This window comes from Paenibacillus sp. FSL H3-0329, assembly GCF_037963285.1.
GTDB classification, from domain to species: Bacteria; Bacillota; Bacilli; order Paenibacillales; family Paenibacillaceae; genus Paenibacillus_AQ; species Paenibacillus_AQ odorifer.
This window is the reverse complement of record NZ_CP150150.1, coordinates 127,172-143,698: the sequence shown is the minus strand read 5'-3', so window position 1 is coordinate 143,698 and position 16,527 is coordinate 127,172. Positions and strand designations below refer to the sequence as shown.

Here is a 16,527-nt window from a genome sequence, read left to right as displayed (position 1 = left end):
ATGAATTGGTTGTCCGCTTGGCAACGTCCTACTCTCCCAGGACCCTTCGGTCCAAGTACCATCGGCGCTGGAGGGCTTAACGGTCGTGTTCGGGATGGGTACGTGTGGAACCCCTCCGCTATCGCCACCAAACGCATGCGAAAGAGACTTGCTCTTTCAAAACTGAACACGAGTGAGTGTTCGAACCCGAAGGTTCTATTATGGAAGCTTAGCTTCCGATTTGAATGTCCTCATTGCAGAGAACGATTCTCCATAGAAAGGAGGTGATCCAGCCGCACCTTCCGATACGGCTACCTTGTTACGACTTCACCCCAATCATCTACCCCACCTTCGGCGGCTGGCTCCCTTGCGGGTTACCCCACCGACTTCGGGTGTTGTAAACTCTCGTGGTGTGACGGGCGGTGTGTACAAGACCCGGGAACGTATTCACCGCGGCATGCTGATCCGCGATTACTAGCAATTCCGACTTCATGCAGGCGAGTTGCAGCCTGCAATCCGAACTGAGACCGGCTTTGATGGGATTGGCTCCACCTCGCGGCTTCGCTTCCCGTTGTACCGGCCATTGTAGTACGTGTGTAGCCCAGGTCATAAGGGGCATGATGATTTGACGTCATCCCCACCTTCCTCCGGTTTGTCACCGGCAGTCACTCTAGAGTGCCCAGCATTACCTGCTGGCAACTAAAGTTAAGGGTTGCGCTCGTTGCGGGACTTAACCCAACATCTCACGACACGAGCTGACGACAACCATGCACCACCTGTCTCCTCTGTCCCGAAGGCCGCTGCTATCTCTAGCAGATTCAGAGGGATGTCAAGACCTGGTAAGGTTCTTCGCGTTGCTTCGAATTAAACCACATACTCCACTGCTTGTGCGGGTCCCCGTCAATTCCTTTGAGTTTCAGTCTTGCGACCGTACTCCCCAGGCGGAGTGCTTACTGTGTTAACTTCGGCACCAAGGGTATCGAAACCCCTAACACCTAGCACTCATCGTTTACGGCGTGGACTACCAGGGTATCTAATCCTGTTTGCTCCCCACGCTTTCGCGCCTCAGCGTCAGTTACAGCCCAGAAAGTCGCCTTCGCCACTGGTGTTCCTCCACATATCTACGCATTTCACCGCTACACGTGGAATTCCACTTTCCTCTTCTGTACTCAAGCCACCCAGTTTCCAGTGCGACCTCAGGTTGAGCCCAAGGTTTAAACACCAGACTTAAATAGCCGCCTGCGCGCGCTTTACGCCCAATAATTCCGGACAACGCTTGCCCCCTACGTATTACCGCGGCTGCTGGCACGTAGTTAGCCGGGGCTTTCTTCTCAGGTACCGTCACTCCGGTAGCAGTTACTCTACCGGACGTTCTTCCCTGGCAACAGAGCTTTACGATCCGAAAACCTTCATCACTCACGCGGCGTTGCTCCGTCAGGCTTTCGCCCATTGCGGAAGATTCCCTACTGCTGCCTCCCGTAGGAGTCTGGGCCGTGTCTCAGTCCCAGTGTGGCCGTTCACCCTCTCAGGTCGGCTACGCATCGTCGCCTTGGTGGGCCGTTACCCCACCAACTAGCTAATGCGCCGCAGGCCCATCCCTCAGTGACAGATTGCTCCGTCTTTCATTCTTCTCTCAGGAGAAAAAAGAAATTATCCGGTATTAGCTACCGTTTCCGGTAGTTATCCCAGTCTGAAGGGCAGGTTGCCTACGTGTTACTCACCCGTCCGCCGCTAAGTTACTTTGAAAGCAAGCTTTCAAAGTAACTCCGCTCGACTTGCATGTATTAGGCACGCCGCCAGCGTTCGTCCTGAGCCAGGATCAAACTCTCCAATTAGTATTGAAAAGAGCGATATGCTCATTTTGAAACATCTGACGAGAAAATTAATTCTCTAATTTTGGATATCACTTACGTGATTTCCCACTCACTCGTTGTTCAGTTTTCAAAGATCAATGTCTCATCTTTCGTCGTCGTTGCTTGTCAGCAGCGACCTTTATAATATATCACAGCGCCTTTGTTTTCGTCAAGCATTTTTTTAATTTATTTTTTTGCTTGACCGTTTCAGCAAGTTGTTAATCAACAGCTTGTCCAAACGGGCGAGACTTAATGTATCATATTTTTCAAAGCCACGTCAAGCATTAAAATAAAATTATTCTTAATCCGAGCAACATAACCACGCCAGGAAGCCCAAGAACCGTTACTGCGCCTATAGTTGCAGGGTTCAAAGGGATATACACCTGCGTGAGCAAACCTGAGAAGTTCACTACATATATCCCGAGTGCAGCCAATACCAAATGAACCCCAAATAAACTTAGCCACCCAAAACCCAGCTTTTTTCTAAATACAACTAAACCTAATAAGATAACAGATAATATCAATACGCCCATAGCTATCATTCTAAGCATGTAGATCCCCCTTATACATTTATTTATAAGCCCTTATATTTGACTACTGTTCAACCCCAAGCTTTTTGCATGTTTGAGATGTATCTGATATTTACGTTCTGCAGCCTCCAGAATATATATCGCGTAATCTATCTGATCCTGTCCCAATGCCTCGTCGAACATCAGATACGCCCTCTCCCATTCTGAATGCGCCTTACGGACCTCTAAGAGGGTTTCCCATCCCTCACTTTCCTTTTTGCCTTGTTCCTTATCCACTCCCCGCCACAGCTCTCTCCACCATCCCATTTCAATTCCTCCTCAGAATAATTTTGATGCAAAATACACATCTCGTTATTCTCATTCATATCGGGATAGGGACAAACTTAGAACAAAAAAAAGGAAACCCGAGGGCTTCCTTTTTGAAAAATACCACTATAGAGCTGCTAGAATAGCTCGCGACGGCCTTCCAACGCTTTGGACAAGGTAACTTCATCAGCGTATTCAAGATCGCCACCTACAGGCAAGCCATGAGCTATCCTGGTGATTTTAATCTCAAACGGCCGAACAAGACGAGAAATGTACATCGCCGTTGCTTCTCCCTCGATGTTGGGGTTGGTCGCCATAATAAGCTCGCTTACTCTTTCATCACTCAGACGGGTCAATAATTCTTTCAAGCGAATATCATCAGGGCCGATACCTTCCATAGGTGAAATTGCACCCTGAAGAACATGGTAATATCCATTAAACTCCTTGGTTCGTTCTATAGCCACCAAATCCTTAGAGTCTTGTATCACACATATCACTGAAGGATCTCTAGTTTTGTCCTGACATATCTTACATGGGTCCGTATCCGTAATATTACAGCAGACCGAGCAATAGTGAAGATTGCGTTTGACGCTTACTAGCGCTTTTGCAAAATCAATGACTTCATCCTCTTTCATGTTAAGCACATGAAAAGCTAACCGGGCGGCTGTCTTCGGTCCAATCCCGGGCAAACGCGTAAAAGCATCGATCAGCTTAGCTAGCGGTTCGGGATAATACAAATTAATAATTCTCCTTTAGACTGAAGTGGAGTGGGCTATTAGAACAAGCCTGGGATCTTCATTCCACCAGTGAATTTACCCATGTCATTGTTAGCAAGCTCTTCAGCTTGAGTCAATGCATCATTTACAGCAGTGATTACAAGATCTTGCAGCATTTCAACATCTTCCGGATCAACGGCTTCCGGTTTAATTTGAATAGACAGCAATTTTTTGTGGCCGTTTACTTGAACAGTAACTACGCCGCCACCTGATGAACCCTCAATAACCTTGCCTCCGAGTTCCTCTTGAGCTTTGAGCATTTGCTCCTGCATTTTCTTAACTTGCTTCATCATTTGGTTCATATTATTCATACTTCGTCTCTCCTTTGGAATGCGCAATTAGCGCTAGTATGTTTATATTACTCTTTTATGACAACAAGGTCTTCTCCAAAAAGCTGGATAGCCTCATCAATCCAAGGTTCAGGTTTAGCTTCTGCAGTATCGTGTTCATGCTCCAGCTGCAGTTCTTCTTTGCCAGTCTGTCCCACAGACTTCTGGGCAGCTTCATTCCAGTCACGAAGCATCATGGTTACAAGTCTATAAGGTTTGCCTAGACGCGCTGCAAGCACACTCTCAATAACCTGTCTGTTTGCCGGCTTCTCAGTAGTATCGCGGTGAATCGTGTTCTTGAATGCAACAAGCACCGCATCCTCCATAATCGATACTGGCTCACCGTCTACAAACCATGCATGAACCGTTACCTTTTCCTCTTTTACTCCCTGCAGGACAAGGCTCCACTGTTTATAGATTGCTGCAAAATCGGGACTATCTTTACCAGCAATAAACTTATCTACGTTAGGAGGCATTTTTGAGGCTGAAGAAACCCGCGGTGTTGGAACCGCATGCGATTTCGGTGCAGGAGCACCATCACGCCCTCCTCCGGAAATACCACCGGATTGCATAGCCTGTTCCAGCTTCTTCTCCAGTGCTGCGATCTGTCTTTTGAGAAGATCCAGTTCACCAGAGTCAACACTCGAATTATTCGCGCCTACTCCGGCATTTGTTTCACCTAACGGAGCAAATGCGGCGCTCTGACTTACCTCTTGCTGCAAGCTGCAAAGCTTCATCAGCGCCACTTCAAACAGTGTCTGAGGATGTGTTGCGTATTTCATTTCACCTAGGTATTTATTGATTGTATCTACAATCTGAAATAGACGCTCCCGAGAAAATGCGGTGGCCATATCTTTAAATTCAGCAGGATTCAGCACCCGCTCTGTTAATTGATCGGCCTCGGGCACCATCTTAATCATCAATAAATCTCGGAAATAATACATGAGATTCTCTAAGCATTTATCTGCACTTTTACCTTCATGCATAAGCTGCTCAACGAGCTCCAGAAGAAGACCCATATCACCTTCCAATATGGCAGTGGCAAGACGTGCAAATTGCTCGGAGGGAATTCCTCCTGTCATTCCTAACACTTGTTCGTACGTAACATTACCATCTGTAAAGGATGAAATCTGATCCAGCAAGCTCAATGCATCACGCATACCACCATCAGATAGACGGGCAATATACTGCAATGCGTTGTTATCCGCTGTAATCCCTTCCTTCTCACAAATAGCAGTCAGATGGGCGGTCTGTTCTTCTAACGCCACTCTACGGAAGTCAAAACGCTGACAACGGGAAATTATTGTCGCTGGCAATTTGTGAGGTTCCGTTGTCGCAAGAATAAACATCGCATGTGACGGAGGTTCCTCCAACGTCTTTAATAGAGCATTAAAAGCTTCTGTAGTCAGCATATGCACTTCATCAATGATATACACTTTACGGCGTACCTCGGTAGGTGCATACTTCACCTTTTCACGCAGATCACGGATCTCCTCTACGCCCCGGTTTGATGCCGCATCTATTTCCTGCACATCCATTACATTACCCGCAGCGATTCGCAGGCAGGATGGACATTCGTTACAAGGTTCCGGACCTGGCCCACGTTCACAGTTAACCGCTTTAGCTAAGACTTTAGCAGCACTTGTCTTACCAGTTCCCCGCGGACCGCTGAACAGATAGGCATGCGAAACCCGCTGTTCACGAATTGCGTTCTGCAGCGTTTGGATAATGTGCTGTTGTCCAACCATGTCTTGAAACGACTGCGGCCGCCAAGCACGGTACAGCGCGATATGTTCCACTATGCATTACCCTCTCTTAAGCTGCCGCTTTCCCGGCATTTGTCGCAAATTTATTATACTATATTCATCGGCTATTGACCAAAAACAAAAAGCATCTTTGCTTGTGGCAAAGATGCTATGATAAACAGAATTATAAACCGTGCACCTGTTATTGATGGCTACGATCCAAGCGGCAACCCTACATGACTGCTCGAGTTAGGCCACCCTCCGGCACAAGAGTAATCTTACTTATGGCTGCTTCCTTCCGGACCTGACCAGGTTCATAAGCACTCATTGCGGAGGACCCAACTGTCAACACAGCCCGTAGGAACCAAGGCCTCACATCGATAGCACCTCTAACAGGAATTCAACCTCGCTACAGCGGATTGCGAGTTACAGGGCACCGCTACCTCCCCGTCTAGCACGGCGAAGATAAGTATAGCTCACGCTCGGACAAAAATCAACTCCAAGACATAAAATGAGCCCCTCAGCTATACAGCTGGGGGCTCAATCTAACCGTTAAGCCGCAAAGCGACTGTTCAAATTAGATACCATATTTCTTCTTAAATTTATCTACGCGACCGCCGGCATCCAGGAACTTCTGCTTGCCAGTGAAGAACGGATGGCAGTTGGAGCAAATTTCGACACGAAGCTCTTGTTTAACAGAGCCAGCTTCGAAAGTGTTGCCACATGCGCAGGTTACCTTAGTTACATTATACTTTGGTTGAATTGCTTCTTGCATTTTGAATTTCACCTCTCATGCCCTAAGCCTCATGCGGACCCAGAGTTATATGATTACACTGTGGTATTTTAGCACGAAATATCGAATTGGGCAATATGTTTCATTTTTACATTTTAGCCGCTTAAATATTGATTCCCCGCCGCTTAGCCCGCGCCATATCTGCTGGTGGCACATGTGTATAAGAGCCTATAACTACATCCGGCAGTTCATCGCGGAAAATATCAAGCATCGTCTTCATCCCAAGGATTTCACCCTGGGCAGGAGGAATCAACTCTAAATAGCTCTCCGGGTCAATGTTTAGATTACGCATCTGAATAAGCCTCAGATCAGTACGTCTTACAAACTCCAGCATCGCTTCAATCTCTTCTTCGCGATCAGTCACTCCAGGGAAGATTAGATAATTGATCGATGTGTAAACCCCCTGCGAAGCAGCGTATTTCAAAGATTTCTCTACATTGGCCAATGTATAACCGCGTGGTTTGTAATAAGCATTATAATGGTCATCAAGGGCACTGATTGTGCTGACACGCATCAAATCGAGCCCAGCATCAACGATTCCTCGCATATGATCGCTTAATCCCGCATTGGTGTTGATATTGATATAGCCCATATCAGTAATCGAGCGCACTTCACGAATAGCTTCTATAATAAGTTTTGCCTGCGTGGAAGGTTCCCCTTCACAGCCTTGTCCAAAGCTGATAATCGATTCAGGCGTCTTTAAATGCTCCAACATAACTTGTGAAATTTCGTTGACCGTAGGCCGGAAATTCATCCGAGTCTGCGGAGATACAAAGCCGCTATCATCAGGTTGCTCAGAAATACAGCCAAAACATCCAGCATTACATGAATAAGAGACGGGTACACCGCCCTCCCAACGCCCTAAAAAGGTATTGGAGGAAGTCAGGCATTCATAGCCAAGCGCACAGTTAGAAAGATGCTCATAGAGACGGTTATCAGGATATTTGGCTGTCATCTCACCAACGCTGACTTCAAGATCTTCTTTGTCACAATTAAGTGGATTCCATTTCTCTGGATTATCGGTAGGGTCTGCCGCAACATAGAACCCGCCATCCTTCCACACTACAGCCGAATACCCAAACAGAGGAAGCTTATAAGACTTATCTGTCTTCACATAACCAGGAAGACATAGACGAGTATAGCCTTGCGGCAGCAGCGCTCCGACAGCCTGCGAGCCTTCCGGCAAAGACATCATTTCACCCGTCTCAGGATTCATACCCACAGCACGTGTACTAGGCAAGCCCACGAGCGTAGCACCTTCTGGTAATGGAATTAATTCTTCCTCCAGCATTTCAACAATCATATCCCCGCTACGAGCTAGCCCGTACAGTTCGGGATGATCATATACGTTTCCTTGCCCGTCGGCATATACCAAATACATGTTAGTCTCCTCTTATTATCAATTCTCAAGTTGTAGGTACTGAAGGTGTCTTCGCCCGCGTGGTACGACGAGCAGCTGTACCACTGTTGGAGGTGCCCCCGTTACTTGCAGTCCCGTTTGGTGTTGTTTTTGCCCCGGCAACGTCAAAGGATGCCAAGAACTCAGCATTAGTCTTCGTATCACGCAGCTTTTTGATGAATCCCTCCACAAAATCGTAGGATTCGTTCATATTTTTGCGAATCGCCCAAATCGTATCCAGTTCTTCTTTGCTCAAGAGCACTTCTTCGCGACGTGTACCTGAACGACGAATATCGATAGCTGGGAATATCCGGCGTTCCGCCAATTTGCGGTCCAAATGAAGCTCCATATTACCGGTACCCTTAAATTCTTCATATATAATATCATCCATACGCGAGCCAGTATCTATTAATGCTGTTGCCAAAATAGTTAATGAGCCGCCTTCTTCCACATTCCGTGCAGAACCAAAAAACCGCTTCGGCCGGTGAAAAGCCGCCGGGTCAATCCCCCCGCTTAGTGTACGTCCAGATGGTGGAACCACCAGATTATAAGCACGCGCCAGACGCGTAATGCTATCCAAAAGAATAACTACATCCTTCTTGTGCTCAACTAAACGAAGTGCCCTTTGCAACACAAGCTCAGCCACTTTAATATGATTCTCTGGAAGCTCATCAAACGTCGATGCAACCACTTCGCCTTTTACAGAACGCTGCATATCGGTTACTTCTTCAGGACGTTCATCAATCAGCAATACAAAGAGCTCAATCTCAGGATTATTAGTGGAAATACTATTGGCAATTTCTTTTAAGAGGAGCGTTTTTCCTGCTTTTGGAGGTGCTACAATCAAACCCCGCTGCCCCAAACCTACAGGAGCGAGCAAATCCATTATTCGGGTAGACAAATGAGTAGGGGATGTTTCAAGCGGTAGCTTGTCTTGCGGATAAAGTGGTGTTAATGCTGGAAAATGAAGACGCTCCGCTGCACTAGCAGGGTTCTCGCCATTAACGGCATTGACTTGAAGCAGGCCAAAATATCGTTCATTTTCTTTTGGTGTCCGACATTTACCAGACACAAGATCTCCGCTTCTGAGATCAAACTTACGAATTTGTGAAGCTGAGATGTAAATATCTTCAGCGCTGGGCAAATAGTTAATCGGCCTAAGAAATCCATAGCCCTCAGGCAAAATTTCTAGTACGCCTTCCATAAACATGAGACCGCTCTGCTCTGCCTGTGCCCGAAGGATCGCAAAGATCAGTTCCCGTTTCTTCAGCTGTCCGTAATAAGGAATCTGGTATTTCTTGGCCAGCTTATATAACTCGGTCAGCTTCATTTCTTCCAGATCGGAAATTTGAAGATCCATGTAATAACCACCTATTCAATTTTTAAATGAGTTCTTCCTAGTCTATCTACTAGGCAAAAATATGATTCTATTAAAATGCTCATTAGGTTAGTATTACCCCAAATGGAAGGAAATATGCGGTTTGGCCGCAAATTAATACTCCTTCCAAGCGGGATATCCTAATATTATTCATTCTCACGCCAAACATGAGCACCAAGTTGCCGAAGGTTGCTCACTAAATTATCATAACCACGATCAATATACTCTACGCCGGTCACTTCAGTAATACCATCCTCTACTGTTAACCCGGCAATGACAAGGGCTGCACCCGCACGCAGATCAGCTGCCTTTACTTTTGCAGCATTAAGTTTACTGCCCTCAATAATTGCAGATCGGCCCTCAACACGAATCTTTGCGCCCATTCTTACCAACTCTGGCACATGCTTGAAGCGGTTGCTGTAAACGAAATCGCTAAGCACACTAACCCCTTCTGCCTGTGTCAGCATACTTGTCATAGGAGATTGTAAATCTGTAGGAAATCCAGGATAGGTCAGTGCTTTAACATCTGCATGTTCATAATTAGCTCTACCTATAACTCGGATACTTTCATCAAGCTCTTCAATATCCACGCCCATCTCTAAAAGCTTGGCTGTTAAGGCTTCCAAGTGCTTAGGAATAACATTATCTATCAACACATTACCACGCGTAGCCGCAGCGGCAATCATATAAGTTCCTGCTTGAATCCGATCGGGAATAATGGAATGACGGCAACCGTGCATTTCCGAGACCCCTTCGATCCGGATGGTTTCTGTACCAGCGCCTTTAATAACAGCGCCCATAGAGTTCAATAGGGTAGCTACATCTATAATCTCAGGCTCTTTAGCCGCATTTTCAATAATTGTAGAGCCTTTGGCTCGTGAAGCCGCCAGCATGATGTTTATAGTGGCACCTACGCTTGATACGTCCAGATAAATCTTCGCACCGCGTAGCTCTTTTGCATATAAATGGATAGAACCATGTTCGTTGGTAACTGTTGCTCCTAAAGCCTCGAAACCCTTGATATGTTGATCAATTGGACGAGGTTCAAAATTACAGCCACCAGGAAGACCTATTGTCGCTTCTTTGAATCTTCCAAGCAGAGCTCCCATCATATAATACGAAGCTCTAAGTTTCTTAACCGGCCCATTGGGCATTGGAATAGATACAATACGTGAAGGGTCAATTCTCATCTGATTGCCTGACCAGGATACATTAGCGCCAAGCTCTTGCAAGATTTCGGAGTAAACGGCTACATCACTAAGGGACGGTAAATTATCCAGAACAACTTCAGATTCGGCCAAAATTGCCGCAGGAATAAGCGCAATGGCACTATTCTTTGCTCCACTGATGGTTACAACGCCCTCTAGCGGACGTCCACCGCCAATCATTAATTTTTCCATAGATTTATCAATTTCCCCCTACGTGTATTGCAGCTGGGTGGGCAATACGTGCTGTGGACTTTTAGTGATGAAAATGGAAAGACACCGGCTAAGCGGTGTGCTTTCCTCATCAAACTATTCAACTGGACAGAGTAATAGCCCTATCCTTTAACAAATTGCTTGTCCACCTGAGGCGGAAGCTACAATGATTAGGCTTTGTTGTTGGATCCAAATTCGCGAATTTTACCAATAACGGTTTCTTTGATTGCATCGCGACCTGGTGCGATGAATGTACGTGGATCGTAAGCATCAGGTTTAGCAGCTAGAACTTCGCGAACCACTTTTGCGAACACGATTTGGTTCTCAGTGTTCACGTTGATTTTGGAAGTACCCAGGGAGATGGCTTTCTTGATGTCATGTTCAGGAATACCTGTACCACCATGAAGAACCATTGGGATGTTAGTAGCGTCACGGATTTCTTCCATTTCTTTGAATCCGAGGTTAGGCTCGCCATGGTAAGGTCCATGAACGGAACCAAGTGCAGGAGCCAGGGTGTCGATACCTGTTTCTTTCACAATACGTACGCACTCATCAAGCTTAGCATACATGATGCCGCCGATAACGTCGTCTTCTTGTCCACCAACAGTACCTACTTCAGCTTCTACAGAAACGCCTTTAGCGTGAGCATATTCAACGACTTTTTTAGTCATATCGATGTTCTCATCGATTGGGTGATGGGAACCGTCGATCATTACGGATGTAAATCCAGCATCAATTGCTGCTTTACATTTATCAAAGCTAGATCCATGGTCAAGGTGGATAGCTACAGGAACAGTGATATTCATGTCAATAATTAGACCTTCAACCATTTTAACAACAGTAGTGAAGCCGCCCATGTGGCGTGCTGCGCCTTCAGATACACCAAGGATTACTGGTGATTTTTCTTGTTCAGCGGCACCAAGAATAGCTTGAGTCCACTCCAAGTTGTTAATGTTGTACTGACCTACTGCATATTTTCCTTCAAGTGCTTTGTTCAACATGTCTGTCATAGATACTAATGGCATGGTTTCATCCTCCTAAGAATGTTGGTTGGCTATGTTTTTAAACCGACATCACATACAGGCTTATTATAGCACATCCTGTGTCAAATACTAAATAGGGTAAACAAAAAAATGTCCCGGTGGGACGATTTTTATCCAGCCCATATAGCAATTAGACTCATCCTCTTCGGAGTCACCACGCGAAATAGGACCGATACAGAAATCACCGTTCTAACTGCATTGATCCACAGACTTGTTATGAAGATGCATGTTTACCGCTACGCGCATTTCGTCTATGTCGAACGGCTTTGTAAAATGCATTAACGCCCCTAGCTTGGTCGCCTCCTTAATCATGTCCAGTTCACCATATGCCGTCATCATAATGACCTTAATGGACGGATTGATCTCCTTTAGATGCTTCAGGATCTCGAGTCCATCCATTCCCGGTATTTTCATATCGAGTAAGACCAAATCGGGTGACTCGCTGCGAACAATGTCTAATGCCAATTTTCCGTTAGCCGCTTGAAATGTTGTATATCCCTCACTATTGAACACTTCCATAAGAAGAATCCGGATCCCGTTCTGATCATCGACAATTAATACTTTCTTCTTTTCCATACGATACCCTCCCAGAAATTAAGGCAGATTGACTATACCGCGCTCTCCACAGCGACCGGCCCCTTTAGAAACTACTCCATACGAAACCTATTATTCGTGCTTTACTGTCCAAATCCTGCTAATTGGATAAAATGGGTAAATAAAGAGTCTAAAATGAAATAAATGTCAGTTACAATATTTCTATTAAAGGGTAATACAAAAAGAGAGCCTTCGGATGAAGGCTCTCTTAGACTATTTAAGAACCGATGGGTTCTTTCTGTCTGTGTATAAATTATTGCTGCTCGGAATGCGTCAAAGAGGCTTTGACAAATTCACGGAATAGCGGTTGCGGACGGTTCGGACGTGAAGTGAATTCCGGGTGGAATTGAACCGAGAGGAACCACGGATGCTCTGGAAGCTCTACGATCTCAACTAGACGGCCATCCGGAGAAGTTCCGGAGATAACCAGTCCCGCTTTTTCAATTTCATCACGGTAAGTATTGTTGAACTCATACCGGTGACGATGACGCTCATATACCAGTTCATCATCATAGCAAGACATTGCCAGAGAGTCCGGAATAATCTTACAAGGATACAACCCAAGACGCATAGTGCCACCCATATCTTCAATATCTTTTTGCTCAGGAAGCAAATCAATCAATGGATATTGTGTATTTGGATCGATTTCGGAGCTGTTTGCACCTTGTAGTCCAAGAACAGAACGGCCATATTCAATTACAGAAACCTGCATTCCAAGGCAAATACCAAAGAAAGGTATCAATTGCTCACGGGCATAACGAATAGCGGAGATTTTACCTTCGATTCCCCGATCACCGAAACCACCAGGAACAAGAATACCGCCAATGCCACGCAGCATTTCGTCCACGTTCTCATCCGTAATTTCCTCTGCGTTCACCCAGCGGATCTTAACCTCTGCATTCGCAGCAAAACCTGCGTGTGAAAGTGATTCAACAACGCTCAAATAAGCATCATGCAGTGCTACGTACTTACCTACAATTGCTATTTCTACTGTCTTCTCTAATTTCTGAATCCGGCTAAGCATACTTTCCCATTCGCGCATATCTGGCGCAGGTGTTGTAAGCTTCAAATGATTAACAACAATCTCGTCCAATCCTTCATCACGAAGGTTCAATGGAACTTCATATAACGTCGAAGCATCGCGGCATTCCACAACAGCATTAGCATCAATATCGCAAAAGAGTGCGATTTTGGCTTTCATATCTGCGGAAAGCTCATATTCCGTACGGCACACGATGACATTCGGTTGAATACCGATACTGCGCAGCTCTTTAACGCTATGCTGTGTCGGCTTCGTCTTCACTTCTCCAGCAGCCTTGATATAAGGAATCAAGGTTACGTGGATATACATCACATTTTCCCGGCCAATATCACTCTTGATTTGACGAATCGCTTCCAGGAACGGAAGACTTTCAATATCCCCTACAGTACCGCCGATCTCTGTGATAACAACATCAGAGTTAGTCTCGCGGCCCGCGCGGAACACGCGTTCTTTGATCTCATTCGTAATATGCGGGATAACTTGTACAGTTCCACCCAAGTACTCTCCACGACGTTCCTTGCTGATTACGGATGAATAGATCTTACCTGTCGTCACATTGCTGTTCTTCGACAGATTGATATCAATAAACCGTTCATAGTGCCCAAGGTCAAGGTCAGTCTCTGCACCGTCATCCGTTACGAAGACTTCTCCGTGCTGGTAAGGGCTCATTGTTCCAGGGTCTACGTTAAGATACGGATCAAATTTCTGAATCGTTACCTTTAGACCTCTGTTCTTGAGCAGCCTGCCCAGCGAAGCGGCGGTAATGCCTTTACCCAGGGAAGACACAACGCCACCCGTTACAAAAATATACTTTGTCACTGTAAAACCCTCCTAAATAAAGTCCAAACATAAAAGCGGCACATGGTGTTTATCGTAACCCGTTTTACTATCATCAAAACAGGGGAAATCAAAAGTTTAATTCACCGGGGAAAACATAAAACGTCATCCCGCAAATTCCATTAATCTACAGCTACTTTGCATCTAAAAAAACAAAAAAGTGACACCCGTAGAACCGGGGCACTTTTTATTTTAGAAAACACGTTTATTAACTTACATGATAAGCCCATGCAATAGTTTACTCTGACGATCCCCCACTGTCAAGGGAGGAATTATGCCACAGACAAGACTCTTCTGATTATTGATCTTACTTGTCATCCTCGGAATCTTCATCGTCGCTATCTTCTGCATCGTCTTCGTCCGTATCGTCTTCGTCTATGTCATCTTCATCGATCACGACATCTTCGTCGACTTCTTCTTCGCTGTCGTCGTCAGAATAGAGGTCGTCGCGATCTTCATCGATAGCGTCGAAATCCTCTTCTTCAGCTGTGTAGTTTTCTTCTTCATCAGCAAAATCGTCATCTTCCAAATCATCGTCTTCATCGTTGATGATGCGCACTCGTTTAGTGTTACCAACCGGATCATCGGAGCGCTCTAGAGGATACCAGCGTTTCAGTCCCCAAAGGTTGGTTCCGACACAGGCAAAACGCCCGTCAATGTTAATCTCGGTATATAACTGGGCAATAGTATCTTGGCTTTCTTGATCGGTCATACCGCGTAACTTGGCTACCTCGACCATCAGATCACGGTAATAATACGGTGTATTGGCTGCTTTAAGCACCAGAAAGGCAAGATCCACCATTGGCATTTCTTTAACTTTCTCAGGGTCTAGCTTTAAATTGAGTGGCGTACTCACTAAAGGACACTTCCTCTCACGCATTGTTCACATTACGGTTTATTTCAATAATATCCATTAACAAAACTAAGTAAAACCTATTTAACAACAAAATGCAAGTCAAATGCAAGAACCTCCCAACAGAAAAAGCCTCCTGCTTATTATCCATACAGGAAACCTGTCTTCATCAAGAAGAGTTGATATGTAATTGTAGCAAGGGTCGCCGCACCCAAAGTTTTCAGAAATGGGATTTAAAAAGGCGGAGGAAGACCTCCGCGCATGACTGTATCCACGCCAAGGATCGGCTCCTTACGGGATGTTACAAAGAGAGTTTTAATCTCTTCTGTTTATTTTATGTAAAGCGCCGTCTTTTGACACGCTGGGCAGCCCATTTCCTTAAAAAAGGGCAAGTTCCCATTCGGACCCCTCCCTCCGCTCATACAATATGGCAGCAGGGCACCGAGGGGGGACAGCGAAACCTATGGACTATTACAAATTTTGGAACATGCTTCTTGAAGAAATATCGGTTGCCCCAAAAAATGGTGAGCGGCGTATTCTTACCTTCAACGATCCCCGCCAGTATGCCGGAGCTTTCTCCCAATGGAAGGCTCTAAAAGCAAAGCAGCCCGAGCTGCGTCAAGTACAGGTATCTCCGCTGATTCGGGCCTTCTTCGTGCCCGCTGCCGCCGGAAAGCTGATGAGCCGATTTGCAGACCTTCTAAACGTCGAAGACGATCTGCAGATTCAAATTCATTCCATAGCTAATGAAAAAAGCGGAATCGCCGCGCTCCCTTGGGGGGTGAAAGCGATTCATGCTCCTCAGGCATGGTCTAAATCAACCGGAGTTCACGTCAAAATCGGCGTCATTGACACCGGCGCGGATTACCGTCATCCCGATCTGAAGCATTCATTAGCCTCTGGAGTCAACCTACTACACCGCGGGATGCTGCCGCTGGATGATAACGGGCACGGAACTCATATCGCCGGAACCTTAGCGGCAGCAGGGGGAAATCGCGGAATGATGGGAGTGGCGCCGCGAGCGCTGCTATATCCAGTCAAGGCCTTTGATCATAGTGGATCAGCCTATGTGTCCGATATTGTGCTAGGTATTGATTGGTGTGTGCAGAACCGAATCGACGTCATTAATATGAGCTTTGGAATGAAGACTAGAAGCAAGGCGCTCCACAATGTGGTTATAAAAGCATATCGGGCCGGAATCGCCGTCATTGCCTCCTCTGGGAATGACGGCAAACGTGGCGGGGACTATCCCGCACGTTATCCCGAGACGATAGCCGTGGGCGCCATCGATAAAAGACACCGGGTTGCCGGCTTCAGCAATCGCGGTTCATATATCGATGTATACGCGCCCGGCGAAGGCGTGCCCTCCTGCTGGCTGAAGGAGGGCTACAAAGAAATGAGCGGCACCTCCATGGCGACCTCGCATGTCACGGGAGCCGCCGCATTGCTGCTCGCACTGCGACCGGGCCTCACGCCAAGGGAGCTGAAGCTGCTCTTGCGCCGCACCGCGTCCCCGGTGCGGCTACGCAAGGGGCAACGCCGCGCATCCCTAGGCGGCGGCTCTGCCGATGCCCTGCGACTGCTGAGAGCAGGAGTAAGGGCGAAGCGTTCGGTCTCCGCGAACGTGTAGACCCCGCCCGGGCACCGGGTGG

14 protein-coding genes, 2 rRNA genes and 1 other RNA gene are annotated in these 16,527 nt (G+C 46.5%); 1 reads left to right on the top strand and 16 read right to left on the bottom strand.

The annotated features are described in order from the left end of the window. Positions 1-15: 15 nt before the first annotated feature. The 16 genes from rrf to rpoE form a co-directional block, all read right to left on the bottom strand. Positions 16-132: ribosomal RNA gene (rrf, locus tag NSQ66_RS00675) — 5S ribosomal RNA — on the bottom strand. Positions 133-256: 124 nt separating this feature from the next. Beyond that, positions 257-1,814, bottom strand: a 16S ribosomal RNA gene (locus tag NSQ66_RS00670). A gap of 302 nt (positions 1,815-2,116) precedes the next feature. Next, the gene (locus NSQ66_RS00665) at positions 2,117-2,383 is read right to left on the bottom strand and encodes a pro-sigmaK processing inhibitor BofA family protein (protein WP_038568084.1); all 267 of its coding nucleotides are present in this window, start codon (positions 2,381-2,383) and stop codon (positions 2,117-2,119) included. Between the two features lie 33 nt (positions 2,384-2,416). Next, positions 2,417-2,668 (bottom strand): DUF2508 family protein, encoded by a 252-nt coding sequence (locus NSQ66_RS00660; RefSeq protein WP_036679920.1) that lies wholly within the window; start codon positions 2,666-2,668, stop codon positions 2,417-2,419. A 137-nt stretch (positions 2,669-2,805) separates the two neighbouring features. Continuing rightward, the gene (gene recR / locus NSQ66_RS00655) at positions 2,806-3,405 is read right to left on the bottom strand and encodes a recombination mediator RecR (RefSeq protein WP_036679922.1); all 600 of its coding nucleotides are present in this window, start codon (positions 3,403-3,405) and stop codon (positions 2,806-2,808) included. A gap of 38 nt (positions 3,406-3,443) precedes the next feature. Beyond that, on the bottom strand, positions 3,444-3,755 hold the full coding sequence (locus NSQ66_RS00650) for a YbaB/EbfC family nucleoid-associated protein (RefSeq protein WP_036679924.1): 312 nt from the start codon (positions 3,753-3,755) through the stop codon (positions 3,444-3,446). Between the two features lie 47 nt (positions 3,756-3,802). Further along, positions 3,803-5,572 carry a DNA polymerase III subunit gamma/tau gene (gene dnaX / locus NSQ66_RS00645; RefSeq protein ID WP_036679925.1) on the bottom strand — a complete coding sequence of 590 codons (1,770 nt, stop codon included), beginning with the start codon at positions 5,570-5,572 and terminating at the stop codon, positions 3,803-3,805. Between the two features lie 137 nt (positions 5,573-5,709). Then, an RNA gene (gene ffs, locus NSQ66_RS00640) (signal recognition particle sRNA large type) lies at positions 5,710-5,978 on the bottom strand. A gap of 117 nt (positions 5,979-6,095) precedes the next feature. Further along, a complete protein-coding gene (rpmE, locus tag NSQ66_RS00635) occupies positions 6,096-6,293 on the bottom strand; it encodes a 50S ribosomal protein L31 (RefSeq protein WP_036679927.1) in 198 nt (65 codons plus the stop codon). Positions 6,294-6,414: 121 nt separating this feature from the next. Then, on the bottom strand, positions 6,415-7,692 hold the full coding sequence (locus NSQ66_RS00630) for a radical SAM protein (RefSeq protein ID WP_036679929.1): 1,278 nt from the start codon (positions 7,690-7,692) through the stop codon (positions 6,415-6,417). Positions 7,693-7,717: 25 nt separating this feature from the next. Continuing rightward, positions 7,718-9,070, bottom strand: a complete 1,353-nt coding sequence (rho, locus tag NSQ66_RS00625; RefSeq protein ID WP_036679930.1) for a transcription termination factor Rho — start codon at positions 9,068-9,070, stop codon at positions 7,718-7,720. Positions 9,071-9,234: 164 nt separating this feature from the next. Further along, on the bottom strand, positions 9,235-10,488 hold the full coding sequence (locus NSQ66_RS00620; RefSeq protein WP_036679932.1) for a UDP-N-acetylglucosamine 1-carboxyvinyltransferase: 1,254 nt from the start codon (positions 10,486-10,488) through the stop codon (positions 9,235-9,237). A 188-nt stretch (positions 10,489-10,676) separates the two neighbouring features. Next, on the bottom strand, positions 10,677-11,531 hold the full coding sequence (gene fba, locus NSQ66_RS00615; RefSeq protein ID WP_036679934.1) for a class II fructose-1,6-bisphosphate aldolase: 855 nt from the start codon (positions 11,529-11,531) through the stop codon (positions 10,677-10,679). A gap of 207 nt (positions 11,532-11,738) precedes the next feature. After that, on the bottom strand, positions 11,739-12,125 hold the full coding sequence (locus NSQ66_RS00610) for a response regulator (protein ID WP_036679935.1): 387 nt from the start codon (positions 12,123-12,125) through the stop codon (positions 11,739-11,741). A 271-nt stretch (positions 12,126-12,396) separates the two neighbouring features. Continuing rightward, positions 12,397-14,004: a CTP synthase gene (locus NSQ66_RS00605; RefSeq protein ID WP_036679937.1), complete on the bottom strand. Its 1,608-nt coding sequence runs from the start codon at positions 14,002-14,004 to the stop codon at positions 12,397-12,399. A 325-nt stretch (positions 14,005-14,329) separates the two neighbouring features. After that, a complete protein-coding gene (rpoE, locus tag NSQ66_RS00600) occupies positions 14,330-14,878 on the bottom strand; it encodes a DNA-directed RNA polymerase subunit delta (protein ID WP_038568074.1) in 549 nt (182 codons plus the stop codon). A gap of 460 nt (positions 14,879-15,338) precedes the next feature. On the opposite strand from rpoE, the gene NSQ66_RS00595 reads away from it, so the two are divergent. Then, on the top strand, positions 15,339-16,505 hold the full coding sequence (locus NSQ66_RS00595) for a S8 family peptidase (protein ID WP_076100078.1): 1,167 nt from the start codon (positions 15,339-15,341) through the stop codon (positions 16,503-16,505). Positions 16,506-16,527 lie beyond the last annotated feature (22 nt).